This is a genomic window from Labrys okinawensis (assembly GCF_047345005.1).
GTDB lineage: Bacteria > Pseudomonadota > Alphaproteobacteria > Rhizobiales > Labraceae > Labrys > Labrys okinawensis.
Genome location: NZ_CP178864.1, coordinates 2771836 through 2789990 on the forward strand (window position 1 = coordinate 2771836; position 18155 = coordinate 2789990).

Below are 18155 nucleotides of genomic sequence, written 5' to 3' on the forward strand. Positions count from 1 at the left end.
TCACTCACCCTTGAATTCCGGTTTGCGCTTGTCGAGGAAAGCGGCGATGCCTTCCTGCCCATCCTGCGTTCCATAGAGCCGCGCCAGAACCTCCTGCTCGAAGGCGAGTGCGGTCGGCAGCGCGGCGTCGGCCCCCTGACGGATCAGGCGCTTCATCTCCCTGGCCGCCAGCGGCGAGATCTTGAGCACGCCGCGGGCCCGCGTGAGCGCGGCCTCCAGGAGTTCCTGCTCGGCGACCACCTCTGCCGCCAGCCCGAGCTGAAAGGCGCGCTCGCCTGAAATGCGTCGGGCGGCGAGCATGATGTCGGAGGCCATGTACTTGCCGACGGCCCGGGTCAGGCGCTGCGTGCCGCCACCACCGGGGGAGAGGCCGAGCAGCCCTTCCGGCAGGCCGAGCTGGGCGGAGGCCGTGCAGACGAGGATGTCGCAACACAGGGCGATCTCGAAGCCGCCGCCGAGCGCATAGCCGGCAATCGCGGCGATCACGGGTTGGGGCAGGGCCTCGAGCTTATCGAAGACGCGGCGGCTTTCGAACTGGTAGGCATTGAAAGCGGCTGTCCGGTTGCCGCGATATTCGGCGATGTCGGCGCCAGCGACGAAGGCCTTGCCGCCGGCGCCCTGCAGGATGACGGCACGCACCGAGGCATCGGTGGCGATGGCGTCGATCTCGCTCTCGAATTGCCGGACCATCGGCGTCGACAGGGCGTTGAGCTTGTCCGGCCGGTTGAAGGTGAGGCTGACGACGCCCGGTATCGGCGCCTCGCGCAGGATGAGATTTTCGCTCAAGGAATCAGCCTTTCCAAGGCACTAACCTTTGACCGCGCCGGCGGTGAGGCCAGCGACGAATTGGCGTTGCAGGATCATGAAGACGAGCACGACGGGCAGGGAGATCAACACTGAGCTGGCCATCAGCTCGCCGTAGCGAATGCCGTATTGGCCGATGAAATCATTCATCCCGACGGGCAACGTGCGCATCTCCTTGGTGGAGGTGAAGGAGAGGGCAAAGAGGAATTCCTGCCAGGTGACGATCAGGACGAAGACGGCGGTCGCGGCGATGCCGGGCCGGCACAGCGGCAGGATGATGTCGACAAAGGCGCGGAACGGTCCGGCGCCGTCGATCGCCGCCGCCTCCTCCAGCGTGACAGGCAGGCGGGAGAGGAAGCCTCTGAGCATCCAGATCGCAACCGGCAGTGTCACCGCCACATAGGCGAGGATCAGGGAGACATAGGTGTTGAGCAGGTTCGCCGCTCGCATCATGCGGTAGATCGGAATGATGATGGCGCTGCCCGGAAACATCTGGGCGACAATGACGAGGCCGAGCAGCACCGACAGGATGCGGAAGCCGGAACGGGTGAAACTGTAGGCGGCCAGCAATGCCAGGGTGACCGTAATCACTACCGTGGAAAGCGACACCACCACCGAATTGAAGAAATAAGTGCGGAATTCCGGCCTGAAGGCGCTGACGTAATTGTCGAATGTGGGATTTTCGGGCCAAAGCCGTGCCGGGATCGAGAATGGCTCGGTTGCCGGCTTCAGCGATACGGAGAGCATCCAGAAGAAGGGCAGCAGAATGATCGCCGCCAGCACGATCTGAAGCGCCAGCAGCATTGCCTTGCGGGAGGCGGGGATGCGCCGGCTCATGCCTCGACCCTCCGTCCGCGCGCCTGGATCAGGAAGTAGAGCGGAATGAGCACGCCGAGCAGCAGGATCGAGACGACGCCATAGGTGGCGGCCTCGCCGAAGCGGAACTGGCCGAAGCCGAGCTCGTAGATCTTGGTCGGGAAGATGTGGGTGGCGTTCTGCGGGCCGCCGCGCGTCAGCACCCAGATCATGTCGAAATAGTTGAATGTGAGGATCGCCGTCAGCACGAGGTTGATGGCGATGATCTCCTTCACTGCCGGAATGACGATATCGAAGAGCCGCCGCACGGCTCCGGCTCCGTCGATGATGGCCGCCTCGATCTGCTCCTCGTCGACATTCTGCAGGGCGGCCAGATAGACGACCGTGGAGAACGGAAAGCCTTTCCAGACCGCGGCGATGATGGTTGCAGCCAGGGCGGTGGAGGCATCGGCGAGCCAGGGAATGCCATGGCCGCCGAGGCTGATCAGGAAGGAATTGATCAGGCCGAGCTGTGGATCGTACATGAAGCGCCAGAGGATGGCCGCCACGACCCCCGGCAGTACCCAGGGCAGCAGCACGAGCGAACGCATGAGGGCCTGGCCGGGCAGGCGCTGGTTGAGCAGCAGCGCGGCAAGGAAGCCGAGCAGGTTCTGCAGGAGGACAACGCCGACCGTCCATAGGATCGAATTGAGCACGATCCGTCCGAAGGCGCCGTCGCCGAACACGGCGCGATAGACCTCCAGACCCACGAAGCGCGGATTGGGATTGATGAAGGAGGTCGAGTAGAAGCTCTCGATCACCGTTCCAACCATTGGGTAGTACATCAGCACCGCGATGATCAGCAGTGCGGGGGCAATGAACAGCCAGGTCAGCCAGGGCGTACGGGTGAGCATTAGAGCCTCGGGCGAAAAAGCGAGGTTGAAGAGGCGCGCATTTGCTGTTCGTGGAACGCCGGTGACTTCCCTTCCCCACAAGAGGGAAGGGAGCGAATGGTGTCGCGCCTCAAGGAGCCAGACCCCCCTTACTTCAACGCATCGATCTTGGCGCAGGCATCCTTTGCCGCCTCGGCCGCATCCTTGCCGCCATAGACGTCCTGGGTCAGCGTGACCTCGACATCGGACAGCTCCAGATAGCGCGGCGAAAGCGGGCGTGGCGCCGCGTTTTCGAGCAGCGTCATGATCTGGTCGGGACCCTTGCGGTTCTTCGCCAGGAAGGCCTTCGCCGCCTTTACATTGGCCGGGATCAGGTCGACGACATCACCGTTGACGTCCTCGCGCGTCAGGAACTGAATGAATTTCCAGGCCGCGTCCTGATGGGCCGAAGACTGGAAGACCGCAAGGTTCCAGCCGCCATAAGTACCCACCGGCTTCTTGCCGTCGGGCGCGTGGCCGGGCACGAAATTCCAGTCGAGCTTGGATTTCTGCAGCGTCGGCTGTTCCAGTGCCGGCCAGAATTCAATGGCAAGCGATTGGTTGAGGAAGAGTTCGCGCATATTGCCGGAATTGGCGTTGTTCATGCCCGAAGGCGCATAGGGCACCAGGGTCTGAAGATATTTCAGCGCACCTACGGCTTCCGGGCTGGTGAGAGCGCAGGTGCCATCCTCGTTCAGCACCTTGCCGCCGTTCGAGAAGATGAAGGAATCGAGCACAACCACCGTGTCCTCGCCCTTGCCGGCGAACAGGCCGACGCCGAAGCGTCCTTTGGACGAATCGGTCAATTTCTGGGCGGCCGCCTTCAACCCGTCCCAACTGCCGAGGCTGGCCGCATCGACGCCGGCTTCCTTCAAGAGGGCATTGTTGTAGAAGGAGAAGGACCAGACATCGACATTGAAGGGCATGCCCCACAACTTGCCGTCGTAGTTGGCCGAGTCCCAGGCGCCCTTGAAGAAGGTGTCGGCCTTGATGCCAGCCTTGGCGGCATAGTCGTCGAGTGGCGCCAGCGCGCCGGCCTTGGAGAAGGCGGCGATCCAGATCTGGTCGAGCGTGGCGACGTCAGGCGCATTCCCGCCCTGCACGGCCGTCAGCAAGCGCTGCTGGTATTCCGGATAGGGCACAGTTGTGACCTCGATCTTGATGCCCGGATTTTCCTTCTCGAATCGCTGGACGGCGGCCTGCTGATACTGGCTGAGGCCGGATTCTGTCTGCTGATTGTCCCAGAACTTCAAGGTGACGGTGTCGTCGGCCAAGGCGCCGGCCGATATTAAGGCGCTGGTCGACATCAGGGCCGCGGCGACGGCGGCAAGCAGAAGGCGTTTCATCCCAGTTTCCTCTTGTCTGTTGTTTATTTGCGGCCTGTGGCGGGGAGCCTGTCCGGGGAAACCGACAGCTTCCCCGCCACGGGTTCGGCTTCAAGGTCCGCCAGCGTCACACGCAGGCCCGCGGAGCTGCAGGCCAGGCGATCGGCTGGCAGGGACCCGGAATCGGTGATCAGTTCGGTCAATTGCCGAAGCGGCACGATGCGATGGCTGGCTTCCGCTCCGATAAGCGAATGGTCGGCAAGCACGAAGACCTCACGCGAGGCGTCGGCGAAGCGCCTGGCCGCAAGAGCCAGGCGCTCGTCGCGAGCGGACGCCCCGAAGCGCACGGACAGGCCATCCACCGAGAGAAAGGCCTTGTCGACGCGAATGGTCTCGAACAGCGCGCCGAGGCTTGGACCGACCAGGCAGCGCTCGCGCGCATGATATTCCCCGGAGGTCAGGATGACCTTGAGCCCGCTGCGGCCCGACAGATGCTCCAGCACGCCGAAGGAATTGGTGATCACGGTGACATCCTTGAGATCAGCGATCGTCTCGGCCAGGACCTTGGCCATGACGCCGGCATTGATCAGGATGGTGTCGCCTGGATTGACCCGGCGGATCGCGGCGGCTGCAATCCGGCAACGCAGGGAGTGGATCTCTCGTGCGATGCCCGCGGTCGGCGCCGAGACGCGCAGTTCCAGCCCGAGCTCGCTGGCGCGCCGCTGCAAGGCGCGCGCCATGTTGCGATACCAGTCATGCGCCGGATAATGCGGCACGAAGCCGATGGAGCCGCCTTTGGATTGGCGCCTCGCGCCGCCGAGCGCGGTCGGCAGGCCGAGCAGGGCGGGCGCATCGGGCGTGAGGACAAAGCCGTCTCCATCCCGTCCGTAATAGGCGGACAGCGTCTGCATGGTCAGGACGACGTGCGGCGTGCGGATCTCCGCGGGCAGGGGAGCGCCGGCGAGGGCATCCGCCAGCGTATCGACCGCCCGCATCGCCACGATTTCCGGAAAGAGGGCGGCGCAGGCATGCAGCCGGGTGCCGCGTGCGAGAATCTCGAAGAGACCCGCTCCCTCGCCGCCAACCGAGAACGCGAAGGGCTCGATGCCGGCTCGGCCTGCGGAATCAAGAGCTGCGAGGACCGAATGGTCGTTGACGCCGAAGACGATGTTGATGCCCGGAACGGCGTTGAAGACATCGAGGCTTGCCTGCTGCGAAATCCGGAAGCTGCCCTCGCCATTGACGCGCCAGTGCCTTATCGGCCCACCGAATGCGCTGGCAAAGCCATCGAGAAAACCGTCGCACCGCGCCTTGGTGTTTGCGAGATGGTCGATCGCCACCGCCAGGATCCGAGCCTCGGCCAGCCGTCCCGCCAGCATTTGGCCCGCCGTGACTCCAAGATCATGGCCCGCGGCGAAATTGTCAGGTCCCAGATAGATTCCCCCATTCTGGGGCGCCGACTCCGCGAGGAAGGGAATGTGGCGCCGCTGGGCCATCAGGCGGAGCGTGTCGGCCGTGCGCCCCTCGATGGGCGGGAGAATGATTGCATCGACGCCGTCGATCGTATCGTCAGGTTCGGCAAAATCCTCGGCAGCCGGCACAGGCGCTGCCTTGGCGCCGCCATGCGTGCGGATCAGCGCGCCCCGCTCCGCCAGCCGGGCAATATCCCGCCGGATGGAAATGGACGAGACCTCCGGAAAGGCCGCCCCAATCTCATACAGGCTCAAAGGGGACCTGCTCGCGAGGAGTTTCAGAATGCCGGTTTGACGCTGTGTGATCATTTTGATCATTTATGAAGTAAATATTGCTAGATACGCATAACGCTTGTGATCTTATTGTTCAAGGCAGAAATCAAAATTGGAGAAATGCGAGGGGAGTGAATGAACTAAATGATCATATTGATCATTTAGTTGTTTTCGCCAGTTGTTCGTCTTTGAACGCCGTGTGACCCGGAAACAAGCTCGTGAGGCCTCGGAGCTGCTCGCGCCAAAGTGAATCGCGCTGCCGTCAGGGATGATTATGCTGCGCCACGCTTGGGGGGACAGGAGTTCTGACGATGACTTGTTCTTATTGGCTGGGCGGCGCCATTGCGCTGGCCTTGATGATGCCTGCCGCTGCTCAGGACGCGCCGCGCAAGATCTTCCGGGGCGAGGTTGCCTCGCTCGACGGCCAGATGCTCGGCGTCAAGACCAAGGACGGCCAGACGGTCTCAGTGACGCTGACGCCGGATTGGCGGGTACGCGTGGTGGTGCCGATCGGCGTGGAAGCGATCCACACCGGCAGCTTCATTGGCACGGCGCAGGTGCCGGACGCCGATGGTGTCGGGCGTTCGCTGGAAGTCCACGTCTTCCCGCCGGGCGTGAAGAGCGGCGAAGGAGACCGTCCCTGGGATTCTCAGCCGGGTGCGCGCATGACGAACGGCACCGTGACCGGTGAAGTCATCGCCGATGCCAAGGGGCGTTCGCTGACGCTGACCTATCCTGGCGGGAGCCGCAAGATCGTGATTCCGCCCGACGTGCCCGTGGTCCAGTTCAACCCGGCCCAGCACGCCGACATCAAGCCGGGGGTCCAGGTCTTCATCGTCGCCATGGGCGACGGCAGCAGCGGCTGGAAGACCAACAACATCGCCATCGGACAGAACGGCGCCGCACCTCCCATGTGAGGTCGGGGGGCGGGTCTTCAGACCCGCCTTTTAGCTGAACGTTCCAGGAAGGGCAGCCCGGTCTGAAGACCCGCACCCCAAAGTCGCCTCAGACGTCGATCACCATGCCGTCTTCGGCTAGATCGAACAGCGACCTGTCGACATGGTCGCGATAATCGAGCATGGCCGGGCCCATATGGGTCAGCACCACGCGCTTGGCATCGAAATCGCCGCGCCGGGCGACCAAGCGCGTATAGTCGAGATGCGGCGGCGTCTCCTCGATGGCGAAACATTCGAGGAAGAGCAGGTCGGCTCCCTTGGCGATGACGGGGAGGGCCTCCGTCCATTCCGTGTCGCCCGAATGTACGAAGACCTTGCCGCCGGCCTCGAGCCGCACGGCAGTGGCGGGTGCGCCGCAGGGATGGATCACTTCGGTTGTATGGATGGAAAAGCCCTGCGCCTCGCGGTGGGTGCCGGGCGCCATATCCTCGACGCTCCAGGCGAAGCTCCAGGGCGTCTCCATGGTGGCGCCGGCGAACAGCGCCTCGACGGTGACGGAGATACGCTCGATCGTGCCGGGCGGGCCGATGATGCGCAGCGGGCGGGTGCGGGCACGCACCCATTGTGCGTCCAGAAGCAGGAAGGGAATGCCGCCGAAGTGGTCGCCATGCAGATGGGTCAGCATGATCAGGTCGATGCAGTCGGGGTCGATGCCCATGGCGCTCAGCGCCGTCATCGTGGTGGCGCCGCAATCCAGGAGGCAAACGCGCCTGCCCTGATGTGCATCCTTGATCTCAACCAGACTGGCGGTGTTGAACCTTCCGCCCGAGCCGAAGGCGTCGCCGCATCCTACGACGGTCACGCGCATGGAGGTTCCTCCTGCCGTGCTGATATGCCTATCGGGGCGAAGGAATGCTGTGTCTGACTCATGCTGAAGTCTGTTCTGTTTTGGTCAACCGCGTCGTCTGTTTTTCTGATTGCACTGACGCAGGCCTACCACCTTTGACGTATCTACCCGCATGACGGGTATGACCCGAATTATCCGCAGACTTCAACTTAAAGAAAGTAGGTTGACGCACGGAAGCCCTGCAACTTCGGGAGACGCCACAAATCGATCAAACTGTCTGTGCGAAAACGCACACAGCGAGCAGGGCAGCCAATCAATTTTTTGCTAAGGCGGTTTCAGCGGGGATGGACAGGATTTCCTGTCTTGAAAGCCGTTCAATGCGAAAACGCGGGAGGGGCGCCGCGAATCGGAGGTGGTCGGTCCGTCTCAGTACTTGCGAGCAGTAGGTTCGATCACCGCGCGGAAGGCACCGAATTCGCTGTCGCCGCGCGCATCGACCTGGCCCTTGACGCCGGAGCCGAAGCCAGTCTGCTTGCCGAAGCCAGTCTGGCTGCGGATGCCGTAATCGGCGCGCAATTCGCCGCTGACCTTGATGCACATGCCGGTATCGGGCGAATACGTGAAGCCTTCGCCATATTGGCTGCAGCGCGGATCAGTCTTGTCACCGGCAAGGGCGGGCACAGCAAGGGCAAACAGGGCGGCGGCGGCAGTAATCGTCCTCAACATCAACAGACTCCCTTGATCCCGATCCGCGTTTAACGTGCGATCGTGATCACTTTGCGGCAAAGACTGCCTTATTCACACACGGAATATAACGGTTTATTACGCCTTATCGGTCACGCCGGCCTGCGCGAACGTCGCCATGCCGGTGTGGCAGGCCAAAGCCGCCTTGATCAGCGAAACGGCGAGCGCCGCGCCCGATCCTTCGCCGAGTCGCATGCCGAGATCAAGCAAAGGCTTCTTCCCCAGGCGCGCCAGCACGTCGGCGTGGGCTCCTTCGGCGGAAACATGGCCGGCGACGCAATGGTCGAGCAAAGCGGGATCCATGGCGTGCAGGACTGCCGCGGCGGCACAGACGACATAGCCGTCGAGCACCACCGGAATGCGCTGGCTGCGTGCGGCCAGGATGGCACCGGCCATCGCGGCGATTTCGCGCCCGCCCAGGCGCCGCAGCAATTCCAGCGGATCCTTCACATGGCTCTGGTGGAAGGCGACGGCATCGCGCACAGCCGCGGTCTTGCGGGCGAGACCGGCGTCGTCGATGCCCGTGCCGCGGCCGACCCAATGGCCCGCCTCGCCGCCGTAAAGGGCGTGATAGATCGCAGCCGCGATGGTGGTGTTGCCGATGCCCATCTCGCCGAGCACGAGCAGGTCGATGCCACCCGACACCGCTTCCATGCCGAAGGCCATGGTGGCGGCGCAGGCCTTCTCATCGAGCGCGTCCTCGACAGTGATGTCGCCGGTCGGGATATCGAGCGCGAGGTCGAAGACCTTGAGGCCAAGATCGAAGGTCGTGCAGATCTGGTTGATCGCCGCCCCGCCGGCGGAGAAGTTCTCCAGCATCTGTCGCGTCACTTCCTGTGGATAGGGCGAGACGCCCCGCGCCACCACGCCGTGATTGCCCGCGAAGATCGCCACCAGCGGGCGGGAAACGGTGGGTGCCGCCTTGCCCTGCACGGCCGCGAGCCATTCGACGAGGGCCTCCAGCCGTCCCAGGCTGCCCGGCGGCTTGGTGAGCTGGGAGTCGCGCTGACGGACCTTGGCCACGGCCTCGCTGTCGAGGGCCGGCATGGCGCGGGCGAGATCGCGGATATCGTCGAAGGGCAGGGCGGTGCCGGCAAGGGCCATGGAGACGAGCTTTCGGTTGAGCGGGAAAGAGGCGCTTATAGACCGCCGCGGCTTTTGCGCAAAGGCCGCGAGGCGACGATGGCTGCGCCGAGGGCGACGGTTCGCTGGCTCTTCTCAGGAGATCGTTGCCTGCGGTCGTTTTCGCTGTCTTTCCCGGCCTCGCCGCTCTGCAGCGAAGCGAAGAGAGGGCGAGGCGAGAGGAATCCAGGGGCCATGAGTGCAAGGCCTTTTGCCCCTGGATTCCCTTCCCGCGCTTCGCGCGCCGGGAATGACAGGCTCTCTTCCCGAATGTGTTGCAGACGAGAAGACTCTCCGATTGACAGGGGGCGCCAATACAAGGCACGGCTGTGCTCGCCCGATGATTGTCCGGAACAGCTTCTCCCGTGAACGATATTCCCGCCAGCTTTGTCCAGGCCCTGCGCTTCTGGTCGCGCCTGCCCGTGCCGGCGTTCGATTTCGAGGCGGATCCGCATGGGCGGCTGAATATGGAGCATCTGGCCCCGGTGACGCCGCTGGCGGCGGCCGTACTGGGCGTCGTAGCGGCTATGGTGCTCATGCTCGCCAGCCTCCTGGGGCTGCCGGCCACCCCTGCAGCCATCTTCGCCATCGCCGCGCTGGTGGTGATGACTGGCGCGCTTCATGAGGATGGCCTTGCCGATCTCGCCGATGGATTCGGCGGCGGGCGAACGGTGGAACGCAAGCTCGATATCATGCGCGATTCGCGCATCGGCTCTTATGGCGCGACGGCGTTGGTGCTCGCACTGGCCGCAAGGATCTCGCTGCTCGCCGCCGTCGTTGCAGCTGCGGGCGCGTTCGGGGCCGGCCTCGTGCTTCTTGCCGCCGTCGCGGTTTCGCGCATTGCAGGGCTGCTGCCTCTCGTGCTGCTGTCACCGGCTCGCAGCGACGGCGCGGGAGTCGCGGCGGGGCGGCTGTCGCTCGACGCCTGGCGGCTCGGTGCGATCCCCGCCCTGTTCGCTGGGGCCGTCCTGGCCTGGTTCGGGACCGGCTATTTCGCCGCGATCCTGGCGCCGGCGCTCGGCTTCCTGGCCGCCTATGGTGTTGCCCGGCTTGCCGAACGGCAGATCGGCGGCCAGACCGGCGATGTCTGCGGGGCGGCTGTCATGCTGGCCGAGATCGCCTTTCTTGCGGGAGCACTGGCGCCGCTCGGCTGGCGCGCCTAAATAGGATCGAACGAAGAGAATCCCGGTTTCATGCAGATCACCTCTACCCCTTGCATCACGATTTGCCGGATCGACCAGGCCACCGGCTTCTGCATCGGCTGCGGCCGCACCAGTCTCGAGATCGGCCAGTGGGTGGAGATGGGCGAGCCCGAGCGCCTGGCCCTGATGGACAAGTTGCCGTCCCGCTTCAGCCAGATACCGGCGCTGCAGGCCGCCCGCGAGGCCCACGACGCCCTGATGGCCACGCGTGTGCGCACGAGGCGGCGCAGCCGCCTATGAACGCCACCTTTGCCATACCGACTGCCTGATATGACAGAGCAGGGTAGGATATGCGCCTGATCCTTTTCCTCGCCACGGGCCTCGCGGGCCTGATGCTGCTGGCCGGTCTCGCCATGGCCAAGGACTGGAAGACGATCAGGATCGCAACCGAGGCCGACTACGCCCCCTTCAACTATCTCGATGCGCAGGACCAGCCCGGCGGTTTCGACGTGGATATCGCCAAAGCCCTTTGTGCCAGGATGCAGGCACAATGCACCATCGAGGCGGAGGATTGGGACAGCCTGATTCCAGCCCTCAATGCCGGCAGATATGACGCGGTAGTCTCTTCCATGGCGATCACCGAGGAACGCAAGCGGCAGGTCGCCTTCACCGACAAATATTATGACCGCCCGTCGAGCTTCGCCGCCCGAAAGGACAGCAAGATCTCCGCCTGGGACGCCGCGGGCCTGAAGGACAAGGTGATCGGTGTACAGGCCGATACGTCGCAGGCGGCCTTCCTCAAGGGTGAGATCGAGCCGGGCGGGGCGCAGGTCAAGCTCTATCAGACGCAGGACGAGGCGGACGCCGATCTCGTCATCGGCAAGCTCGATGCCATCTTCGCCGACAAGATCCTGCTCTCCAATTGGCTGAGCCGGCCCGACAGCCTGTGCTGCGAGGTGAAGGCCGATGTCGATCTCATGCGCTATGCCAGGTATTTCGGCGAGGGCGAGGCCATCGCCCTTCGCAAGAATGACACCGACCTGAAGGAAAAATTGAACAAGGCAATTGCCGATATCGTCGCTGATGGTACCTACAAGACCATCAATGGCAAATATTTCCCCTTCTCGATTTATTGACTCAAACCGGCGGGCGCGGCCTGCCGCTCAGATCCTGGAGTTTTGCGATGAAAGTGGCGTTTCTCGGCCTTGGCGTGATGGGCTTTCCGATGGCGGGACATCTCGCCGTGCGCGGCGGACACGAGGTGACCGTCTACAACCGCAGCGCTGCCAAGGCGCAGGCCTGGGTCGGGAAATACGGCAATGCCAGCGCACCGACGCCGGCGCAAGCCGCTCGGGATGCCGACATCGTCTTCGCCTGCGTCGGCAATGACGACGATCTGCGCTCGGTGACGATGGGCCCCGACGGCGCCTTTTCCGGCATGAAGAAGGGAGCCATCTTCGTTGACCACACCACCGCTTCGGCCGATGTCGCCCGCGAGCTTTACGAGGCCGCCGGCAAGCTTGGCCTTGGCTTCGTCGATGCGCCGGTATCCGGCGGCCAGGCTGGAGCCGAGAACGGTGCGCTGGGCGTGATGTGCGGCGGCGATCCCGATGTCTACACCAAGGCCGAGCCGGTGATCGCCCACTACGCCAAGGCCTGCCAGCTGATGGGGCCTGTCGGCGCTGGCCAGCTTACCAAGATGGTCAACCAGATCTGCATCGCCGGCCTGGTGCAGGGCCTGGCGGAGGGCATCCACTTTGCCAAGAAGGCCGGTCTCGACCTCGAAAAGGTGGTGGGTGTGATCTCCAAGGGCGCGGCGCAGTCCTGGCAGATGGAGAACCGCTGGAAGACCATGAACGAGGGCAAGTTCGAATTCGGCTTCGCGGTCGACTGGATGCGCAAGGACCTCGGCATCTGCCTCGCAACCGCCCGCCACAACGGCGCCCAACTGCCGGTGACGGCGCTGGTCGACCAGTTCTACGCCGACGTCCAGGTGATGGGCGGCAAGCGCTGGGACACGTCGAGCCTGGTGGCGCGGCTGGAGCGGAAGGGGTGAAAAGCGAGGGCATCCTCGTTTTTCGGTCAATGGCCAGTGGGCAGGCCTTACGAAGATCCCGATTCGGCACCTTTCGCCCGCGCGTGGATGGCTGTAAGGCAAGCACGGCGCATTTCTGCAAAGTTCGGGCCCTTAACAATTCGCCAAAAAGATTTAGATAGCCGCTGAGCGCTCATCCGGTACCCTGCTTCATTGCAGAGGGCCGAATAACGGGCGCCTCACTGCGATCTGATGGTTTTGCGGGCAACCGCAAGGAAGTTACGAGTATGCCTATCAAAGTTCCCGATCGGTCTCCCGCGGAAGCTGCGCTTCAGCAGGAAGGCGTCGAGGTCATCCCGGATGCCACCGCGCTGCGGCAGGATATCCGGCCACTGCGCATCCTCCTGCTCAACCTGATGCCGACAAAGATCGCGACCGAGGTACAAATTGCGCGGCTGCTCAGCCATACGCCGCTGCAGATCGAACTGAGCCTGCTCACCACAGCGACGTACCAGCCGCGTAACACGCCCTTCGAGCATCTGAAGGCCTTCTACCGCACGCTCGACGAGGTGAAGGACGAGCGCTTCGACGGCTTGATCGTTACCGGCGCGCCAGTCGAGACCCTGCCTTTCGAGAAGGTCGACTACTGGTCGGAACTCCAGGAGATCCTGGCCTGGTCGCGCACCAATGTATTCAGGCGTTTCGGCATTTGCTGGGGCGGGCAGGCGCTGCTGTATGCCGCTCATGGCGTCGAGAAGATCCAGTATCCCGAAAAACTGTTCGGCGTGTTCGAGCAGCGCGTGCAGGCGCCTCGCTCCGAACTGATGCGCGGCTTCCCCGACAGCTTCCCGACGCCGGTTTCGCGGTGGACCGGGGTCGACCCCAGGGGCATTGCGGCGAAGCCCGAGCTGCGCGTGCTTGCCGATTCACCGCAGACGGGCATCGGTCTGGTCGAGCATGTGCCGACAGGCGATGTGTTCTGCTTCAACCACCTCGAATACGATACCGAGACCCTTCGCAATGAGTTCACCCGCGACGTCTCGCTCAATCCGGCCACGGCGCTGCCCCACAATTACTTCCCCGGCAACAGCACGTCCGCCGATCCCGCCAACACCTGGCGCGCCTATGGCTATCTGATGTTCGTGAACTGGATCACCACGCTCTACCGCGACACGCTCTATGATCTTTCGGCGCTATCGCCGCGTCCGGAGAATGACTGGGGCGCGGGGATATAATCGTTGGGCGTTTAATTTCGTAAGCAAGGCGGGAGATTGTGTCGATCGCTGATCGACATCTTGGAAGCGTCGCGTTTGTAGGAAAGGATGATGGCGATCTCTAGCCACTTCGGCGATGCCAAAGTGGCGGGATCGCCGCTCCGCGCTGGGCGCGTCTCATCTTGCAAGCACAGGGACCGTTTAAAAAATTAAATTGCTTCGAGCGCGACGCTTGCGCGCCTCTCCCGCTCTTTGAACATCGGCTTGCCGATTCATTGATTTTTTAACGCTTCCCAATCATCAGACTCTCTCGCCTCCACCGCCTTCTTACCGCCATAGCCAAGCGCCCTCGTTCCCACGCCCTTTCGGGCTGGGTTGATGAAGAGAGACCGGGCGATGGCGGCTGCGGGGCAGCCGTGAAAGCATAATCATGGAAGATGCAGGCCGCACTGTCGATGCGAGCCGCCATCGCCCCGTTCCGGCAGCCCGGCACGCTGACAAAGCGCGCAAGGCCACCCGTTTTTCCGCCTTCAGAAAGCGGAGGCGAGCCGGGAGCGGATGGCACGGACCATCCGAACCCGGCCCAGCCGGCTCGGCACAGGGGCTGAGCGACGTCCATCCTGGCCGGACGGTGGCATCAGCCGTCTTCACCGCATCGGCGGGAGGAGGGGACGAAGGCATTGCTGGGCTCAAGCCCTTCACGCTCCGTCCGGGGATCACAGGGCACTTCCATGGGGTGCCGATCCCGTCTGTCCCGCTCGTCACCCCTGGAGGCCGGCTTCGAAGGAAGCAGGACCGCCGCATGTGCCTGCCACCTGGACAGGCTGTCGGGGTGGATGGAGGCGTTCGGGGCCGGGTTGCGCGCACGCCGGCCGCTGACGCCTCATTCCGTTACGGAATAAAGCATGGGCGGGAACGAAAGTCAATATCCGTTCGTTCTATGTTCGACGCAATCCAACACCTGTGTCATCTGGGGGGCAGGATGCCACGCAGAGCACCATCTATTGACACCAGCACTGATGAGCGGTTTGACCGGGTCAGCAAGGGATCGTTCAAGAATGAGCGCTTCCAGAGGCGCGCCTCTCCTGCAATCTCAATACCGGCTTGCCGATTCTCTGATTTTCTTACGGCCCCCTTAGTGCTCCGTGCATCCCGGCTTCATGGTCAGGCGGTCGGAGCGCTGTGTGCCGCTATCCGTGTGCAAACCTCCTCATAGGCTGCCTGTAGTTCGGCAAAGACCGAACGGCCGGGGTCGGGTGCGCCCAGATGCATCATGCGCAATTCGTCCATGAAGGCGTCCCAGAGCGGCTGCCCGCCTTCCTCCAGCAGCTGGGCGCGGATGGAAAGAGGCTCGGATACAGGCGTATGCCGACGGCCCCAGGCGCCCATATGAGCGAGGAGCGGCACCAGCTGGATCGCCGGCTCGGTGAGGCTGTAGATCGCTTTCTGCTTGTGGCTCGGATCGTCGCGGCGGCTGAGCAGGCCCAGATCCACCAGGCGCTTCAGCCTGTCCGCCAGGATGTTGGAGGCGATGCCTTCCTCGGACTGGTTCAGAAGCTCGCGATAATGGCGCCGGTTGCCGAACATCACGTCGCGAATGATGATCAGGCTCCAGCGGTCCCCCAGCATTTCGATGGTCAGATTGATCGGGCAGCCCGACCTGTGCGACGCATCCATGGAAATCCCCTCGGTACTGCTTGCAAAATAGGATCAGTCGACGTAAAAGACAACCGATTGCAAATCACAATCGGATTCAACGCAGGAGAGCCATGATGGCGTTGACGCTTTATGCCCACCCCTTCTCGTCCAACTGCCAGAAGGTGCTGATCGCCCTGTATGAGAACGCCACGCCCTTCACCTTCCGCATGCTGGAGGATGCCGGGAGTATGGCCGAGCTCGAGGCGTTGTGGCCGCTCAAGCGTTTCCCGATCCTCACCGATGGCGATCGCACGGTGATCGAGACGAGCTGCATCGTCGAATATCTGCAACTCTACCATCCCGGCCCGGTGCCGATGCTGCCAGATGACCCCAAGGCGGCGCTGGAGGTGCGCATCCTCGACCGCGTCTTCGATCACTACATCTCCCACCCGCAGCAGAGGGTGGTGTATGACAGCCTCCGGCCTGAGGCCGAGCGCGATCCGCGCGGCGTCAACGAGGCCAGGAACCTACTGGAAACGACCTATGGCTGGCTGGAGACCACGCTTGCCGGGCGCAGCTGGGCCACGGGGGAGGCCTTCTCGCTCGCCGATTGCGGCGCAGCGCCGTTCCTGTTCTACGCCGACTGGACCCATGAGATCGGGCCGCAATACCCGGTTCTGCGCGCCTATCGCTCACGGCTGCTGGTTCGCCCCTCGGTGAAGCGGGCGGTCGATGAAGCACGTCCTTATCGTCACTACTTCCCCCTTGGCGCCCCCGATCGGGACTGAAGGCAGAGGAGACCGCCATGACGGAGCAACGCAATCTGGCAGCGGCTCGTGCCTGCTATGAGGCCTATGTGAGCAAGGATCGAGCGGCGATCGAGGCCCTGATCGCCCAGGATTTTCATTTCACCAGCCCGCGCGACAACCGCATCGATCGCCAGACCTATTTCGAGCGCTGCTGGCCGGGCGGTCAGGAAATCGAGGCCTTCGATTTCATCAATCTGGCGCCGGTCGGCGACCGTGTCTTCGTGACCTATGAGGCGCGTATGCGAGGAGGGAGGCGTTTTCGCAACACCGAAATCATGAGGTTTCGTGACGGCCATATCATCGAGGTCGAAGTCTATTTCGGCTGGTCGCTTCCGCATCCGGCGCCGGATGGGGGCTTTGTCGACGGGCAGGCTTGATGTGGCGGCGATATCGTCTGCGGCCACCTGTCCCGCAGGGCCCCGAACTGAGGTCAATAAGGGCGGCGGAACCGTCATTCCGGCCGGAGCGCCGGAATCCAAGAACACTGTCTATTGGGGCTTGAAAACCATCCGTTAAGGTTCGTGATCATGGATCCCGGCGCTCCGGCCGGAATGACGAATCGACGTGTCGGCGTCCTTGTTAACCTGAAGTTCGCAGCCTCGACATATCCCGCCTTGTAATCGACACACTGCCTTCCTATATAGCTTTCAAGGGTGATCCGGCGGACGCGTCAGGTACCCGATCGAGAAGCAGCTCTACCACGGATGTACTGGGGGGCAGGCGTATCGAAATGAAATGGCCGGCGTTTCGCCCTTGGGTTTGATCCCGGTCTTTGTCGCAAGGCAACCCCGTCAGCAATGGCGGGGTTTCGTTTGTCTGGGGTACCCATCGGCCTCGCCTGGCTCATTTATGATTTCTCAGGCTGAACCCGAAGACCGGAAGTAGCCGGCCTTAATGTCGCCGAATGAAGAAGAACCAGCCAAAATAGGCCGCGATGGCAAGTCCGATCAGCAGGGTGATGGTCTCCTTGCTGTCGGCGCTCAAGGCAGCATCGCGCTGTGCCGCGGCATAACGGCTCGCCATCTCCGGATTTGTTCCGACATAGATGGCGACGACGGCGACGACGGCGAACAGCGTGAGAAGGATCCAGCGCGAACGGAACAAGATGAGGCCTCTTCTTCGATGAGCGGGCATATTCGGACAGATAGTCCCCAAAGGCACGTTAGGAAAGCGTAACCTCGCCGACCGCTTGCGCTACTGCTAGAGCAAAACGCGTTTAGGCGTAAACGCCGCTTTGCTCTAACTCTTTGTTTCGACGCGTCTTTGCGATTCTTGCCAATTCCGTCAAATCGCAAAACGCTTTAGGGATTTGTGCTACCGCCCCTCGAAATGGGGCGGTCTCTTTTCCAGGAAGGCCGCGACACCCTCCTGGAAATCGCGCGAAGCGCCTGCCTTTTGTTGCAGCGCCGCCTCGAGCGCGAGCTGGGCGTCTAGATCGTTGCCGTCGCTGGCGAATACGGCCTCGCGTATCAGGCGGTAAGCGAGGCCGGGGCCTCTCGCGAGCTTTTCGGCAAAGGCGGCAACCTCTGCCGCGAAATTGGCGTCCTCATAGACCTTGTAGACCAGCCCCAGCCGCAAGGCTTCCTCGGCCGGCACCGGCTCGGCCGTAAGCATCAGGGCAAGCGCGCGCCTGGGGCCGACCAGGCGCGGCAGCAGCCAGGTGCCGCCGGCATCGGGGATCAGGGCGATCCGGGCAAAGGCTTCCTGCAGGCTGGCGGAGCGTGCGGCCAGCACGATATCGCAGGCGAGCGCGATGTTCATGGCGGCGCCGACGGCCGGGCCGTTGAGCGCGGCGATGACGGGTTTGGGGGCCGTGACGATCTGCTTGATCAACGGATTATAGTCGCGCTCGAGCGCGGGGCTGAGATCGATGCGGCCGACGGCATCGCGCGGCAGTTCCTCGGTGAGATCCTGGCCCGAGGAGAATGCGCGCCCGGAGCCGGTGAGCACCACGGCCTTGACGCCGTCGTCCAGCATCGCCGAGGCCAGGGCCTCACGCAACTCGGCATGGAGGGAGGCGGTGAAGGCGTTGAGCTTGGCGGGGCGGTTCAGGGTCAGCGTTCGCACCTGACCTGCATTCTCGACCACAAGTTCACGCATGCGCCAT

The 18155-nt window shown here is 63.2% G+C and carries 19 protein-coding genes; 8 read left to right on the forward strand and 11 right to left on the reverse strand.

Annotated features, from left to right (window positions below; genetic code table 11):
• The 5 genes from ACMDCR_RS12885 to ACMDCR_RS12905 all read right to left on the reverse strand — a co-directional run bounded on the left by ACMDCR_RS12885 (position 1) and on the right by ACMDCR_RS12905 (position 5583).
• Positions 1–786, reverse strand: coding sequence for an enoyl-CoA hydratase/isomerase family protein (locus tag ACMDCR_RS12885; RefSeq protein ID WP_413992905.1), 786 nt, complete (start codon positions 784–786; stop codon positions 1–3).
• Positions 787–807: 21 nt separating this feature from the next.
• Complete coding sequence (locus ACMDCR_RS12890; protein WP_413992906.1) at positions 808–1641, reverse strand: carbohydrate ABC transporter permease; 834 nt, start codon at positions 1639–1641, stop codon at positions 808–810.
• On the reverse strand, positions 1638–2513 hold the full coding sequence (locus ACMDCR_RS12895; RefSeq protein WP_413992907.1) for a carbohydrate ABC transporter permease: 876 nt from the start codon (positions 2511–2513) through the stop codon (positions 1638–1640). The genes ACMDCR_RS12890 and ACMDCR_RS12895 overlap by 4 nt, the downstream gene beginning before the upstream one ends.
• A gap of 128 nt (positions 2514–2641) precedes the next feature.
• Positions 2642–3877, reverse strand: a complete 1236-nt coding sequence (locus ACMDCR_RS12900) for an ABC transporter substrate-binding protein (protein WP_413992908.1) — start codon at positions 3875–3877, stop codon at positions 2642–2644.
• A 23-nt stretch (positions 3878–3900) separates the two neighbouring features.
• Positions 3901–5583, reverse strand: a complete 1683-nt coding sequence (locus ACMDCR_RS12905; protein ID WP_413992909.1) for a DeoR family transcriptional regulator — start codon at positions 5581–5583, stop codon at positions 3901–3903.
• Positions 5584–5912: 329 nt separating this feature from the next.
• Here ACMDCR_RS12905 and ACMDCR_RS12910 point away from each other — a divergent pair, with 329 nt between their 5' ends.
• Positions 5913–6518 carry a hypothetical protein gene (locus tag ACMDCR_RS12910; RefSeq protein ID WP_413992910.1) on the forward strand — a complete coding sequence of 202 codons (606 nt, stop codon included), beginning with the start codon at positions 5913–5915 and terminating at the stop codon, positions 6516–6518.
• Positions 6519–6606: 88 nt separating this feature from the next.
• On the opposite strand, the gene ACMDCR_RS12915 is transcribed toward ACMDCR_RS12910, so the two are convergent.
• The 3 genes from ACMDCR_RS12915 to cobT all read right to left on the reverse strand — a co-directional run bounded on the left by ACMDCR_RS12915 (position 6607) and on the right by cobT (position 9192).
• Entirely contained in the window at positions 6607–7365 is a 759-nt protein-coding gene (locus tag ACMDCR_RS12915; RefSeq protein ID WP_413992911.1) for an MBL fold metallo-hydrolase, read from the reverse strand.
• A gap of 405 nt (positions 7366–7770) precedes the next feature.
• Positions 7771–8070, reverse strand: coding sequence for a porin (locus ACMDCR_RS12920; protein WP_413992912.1), 300 nt, complete (start codon positions 8068–8070; stop codon positions 7771–7773).
• A 96-nt stretch (positions 8071–8166) separates the two neighbouring features.
• A complete protein-coding gene (gene cobT / locus ACMDCR_RS12925; protein WP_413992913.1) occupies positions 8167–9192 on the reverse strand; it encodes a nicotinate-nucleotide--dimethylbenzimidazole phosphoribosyltransferase in 1026 nt (341 codons plus the stop codon).
• Positions 9193–9575: 383 nt separating this feature from the next.
• Here cobT and cobS point away from each other — a divergent pair, with 383 nt between their 5' ends.
• The 5 genes from cobS (at position 9576) to ACMDCR_RS12950 (ending at position 13622) form a co-directional block, all read left to right on the forward strand.
• Positions 9576–10373, forward strand: a complete 798-nt coding sequence (cobS, locus tag ACMDCR_RS12930) for an adenosylcobinamide-GDP ribazoletransferase (protein WP_413992914.1) — start codon at positions 9576–9578, stop codon at positions 10371–10373.
• A 30-nt stretch (positions 10374–10403) separates the two neighbouring features.
• A complete protein-coding gene (locus ACMDCR_RS12935; protein ID WP_413992915.1) occupies positions 10404–10652 on the forward strand; it encodes a DUF1289 domain-containing protein in 249 nt (82 codons plus the stop codon).
• A 50-nt stretch (positions 10653–10702) separates the two neighbouring features.
• Positions 10703–11488, forward strand: a complete 786-nt coding sequence (locus ACMDCR_RS12940) for a transporter substrate-binding domain-containing protein (RefSeq protein ID WP_413992916.1) — start codon at positions 10703–10705, stop codon at positions 11486–11488.
• A gap of 47 nt (positions 11489–11535) precedes the next feature.
• Entirely contained in the window at positions 11536–12408 is an 873-nt protein-coding gene (locus ACMDCR_RS12945; RefSeq protein WP_413992917.1) for an NAD(P)-dependent oxidoreductase, read from the forward strand.
• Between the two features lie 266 nt (positions 12409–12674).
• Positions 12675–13622 (forward strand): homoserine O-succinyltransferase, encoded by a 948-nt coding sequence (locus ACMDCR_RS12950; RefSeq protein WP_413992918.1) that lies wholly within the window; start codon positions 12675–12677, stop codon positions 13620–13622.
• A 1143-nt stretch (positions 13623–14765) separates the two neighbouring features.
• Here the strand turns inward: ACMDCR_RS12950 and ACMDCR_RS12955 are convergent.
• Entirely contained in the window at positions 14766–15278 is a 513-nt protein-coding gene (locus tag ACMDCR_RS12955; RefSeq protein ID WP_413992919.1) for a winged helix-turn-helix transcriptional regulator, read from the reverse strand.
• 95 nt (positions 15279–15373) lie between these two features.
• On the opposite strand from ACMDCR_RS12955, the gene ACMDCR_RS12960 reads away from it, so the two are divergent.
• Both ACMDCR_RS12960 and ACMDCR_RS12965 read left to right on the forward strand, forming a co-directional pair.
• Positions 15374–16027 carry a glutathione S-transferase family protein gene (locus ACMDCR_RS12960; protein ID WP_413993606.1) on the forward strand — a complete coding sequence of 218 codons (654 nt, stop codon included), beginning with the start codon at positions 15374–15376 and terminating at the stop codon, positions 16025–16027.
• Between the two features lie 17 nt (positions 16028–16044).
• Positions 16045–16425 carry a nuclear transport factor 2 family protein gene (locus ACMDCR_RS12965; RefSeq protein ID WP_413992920.1) on the forward strand — a complete coding sequence of 127 codons (381 nt, stop codon included), beginning with the start codon at positions 16045–16047 and terminating at the stop codon, positions 16423–16425.
• A gap of 514 nt (positions 16426–16939) precedes the next feature.
• Here the strand turns inward: ACMDCR_RS12965 and ACMDCR_RS12970 are convergent.
• Entirely contained in the window at positions 16940–17152 is a 213-nt protein-coding gene (locus tag ACMDCR_RS12970; protein WP_413992921.1) for a hypothetical protein, read from the reverse strand.
• A gap of 210 nt (positions 17153–17362) precedes the next feature.
• Positions 17363–18148 carry an enoyl-CoA hydratase-related protein gene (locus ACMDCR_RS12975; protein ID WP_413992922.1) on the reverse strand — a complete coding sequence of 262 codons (786 nt, stop codon included), beginning with the start codon at positions 18146–18148 and terminating at the stop codon, positions 17363–17365.
• Positions 18149–18155: the final 7 nt, after the last annotated feature.

Excerpts from the sequence above, each read along its gene's own strand:
- ACMDCR_RS12920 (WP_413992912.1), bottom strand. The coding sequence starts at position 8,070 with ATGTTGAGGACGATTACTGCCGCCGCCGCCCTGTTTGCCCTTGCTGTG.
- ACMDCR_RS12960 (WP_413993606.1), top strand. The coding sequence starts at position 15,374 with ATGGCGTTGACGCTTTATGCCCACCCCTTCTCGTCCAACTGCCAGAAG.
- ACMDCR_RS12965 (WP_413992920.1), top strand. The coding sequence starts at position 16,045 with ATGACGGAGCAACGCAATCTGGCAGCGGCTCGTGCCTGCTATGAGGCC.
- ACMDCR_RS12890 (WP_413992906.1), bottom strand. The coding sequence starts at position 1,641 with ATGAGCCGGCGCATCCCCGCCTCCCGCAAGGCAATGCTGCTGGCGCTT.
- ACMDCR_RS12955 (WP_413992919.1), bottom strand. The coding sequence starts at position 15,278 with ATGGATGCGTCGCACAGGTCGGGCTGCCCGATCAATCTGACCATCGAA.
- ACMDCR_RS12945 (WP_413992917.1), top strand. The coding sequence starts at position 11,536 with ATGAAAGTGGCGTTTCTCGGCCTTGGCGTGATGGGCTTTCCGATGGCG.
- ACMDCR_RS12910 (WP_413992910.1), top strand. The coding sequence starts at position 5,913 with ATGACTTGTTCTTATTGGCTGGGCGGCGCCATTGCGCTGGCCTTGATG.
- ACMDCR_RS12940 (WP_413992916.1), top strand. The coding sequence starts at position 10,703 with ATGCGCCTGATCCTTTTCCTCGCCACGGGCCTCGCGGGCCTGATGCTG.
- ACMDCR_RS12895 (WP_413992907.1), bottom strand. The coding sequence starts at position 2,513 with ATGCTCACCCGTACGCCCTGGCTGACCTGGCTGTTCATTGCCCCCGCA.
- ACMDCR_RS12975 (WP_413992922.1), bottom strand. The coding sequence starts at position 18,148 with ATGCGTGAACTTGTGGTCGAGAATGCAGGTCAGGTGCGAACGCTGACC.
- ACMDCR_RS12915 (WP_413992911.1), bottom strand. The coding sequence starts at position 7,365 with ATGCGCGTGACCGTCGTAGGATGCGGCGACGCCTTCGGCTCGGGCGGA.
- ACMDCR_RS12950 (WP_413992918.1), top strand. The coding sequence starts at position 12,675 with ATGCCTATCAAAGTTCCCGATCGGTCTCCCGCGGAAGCTGCGCTTCAG.
- cobT (WP_413992913.1), bottom strand. The coding sequence starts at position 9,192 with ATGGCCCTTGCCGGCACCGCCCTGCCCTTCGACGATATCCGCGATCTC.
- ACMDCR_RS12900 (WP_413992908.1), bottom strand. The coding sequence starts at position 3,877 with ATGAAACGCCTTCTGCTTGCCGCCGTCGCCGCGGCCCTGATGTCGACC.
- ACMDCR_RS12935 (WP_413992915.1), top strand. The coding sequence starts at position 10,404 with ATGCAGATCACCTCTACCCCTTGCATCACGATTTGCCGGATCGACCAG.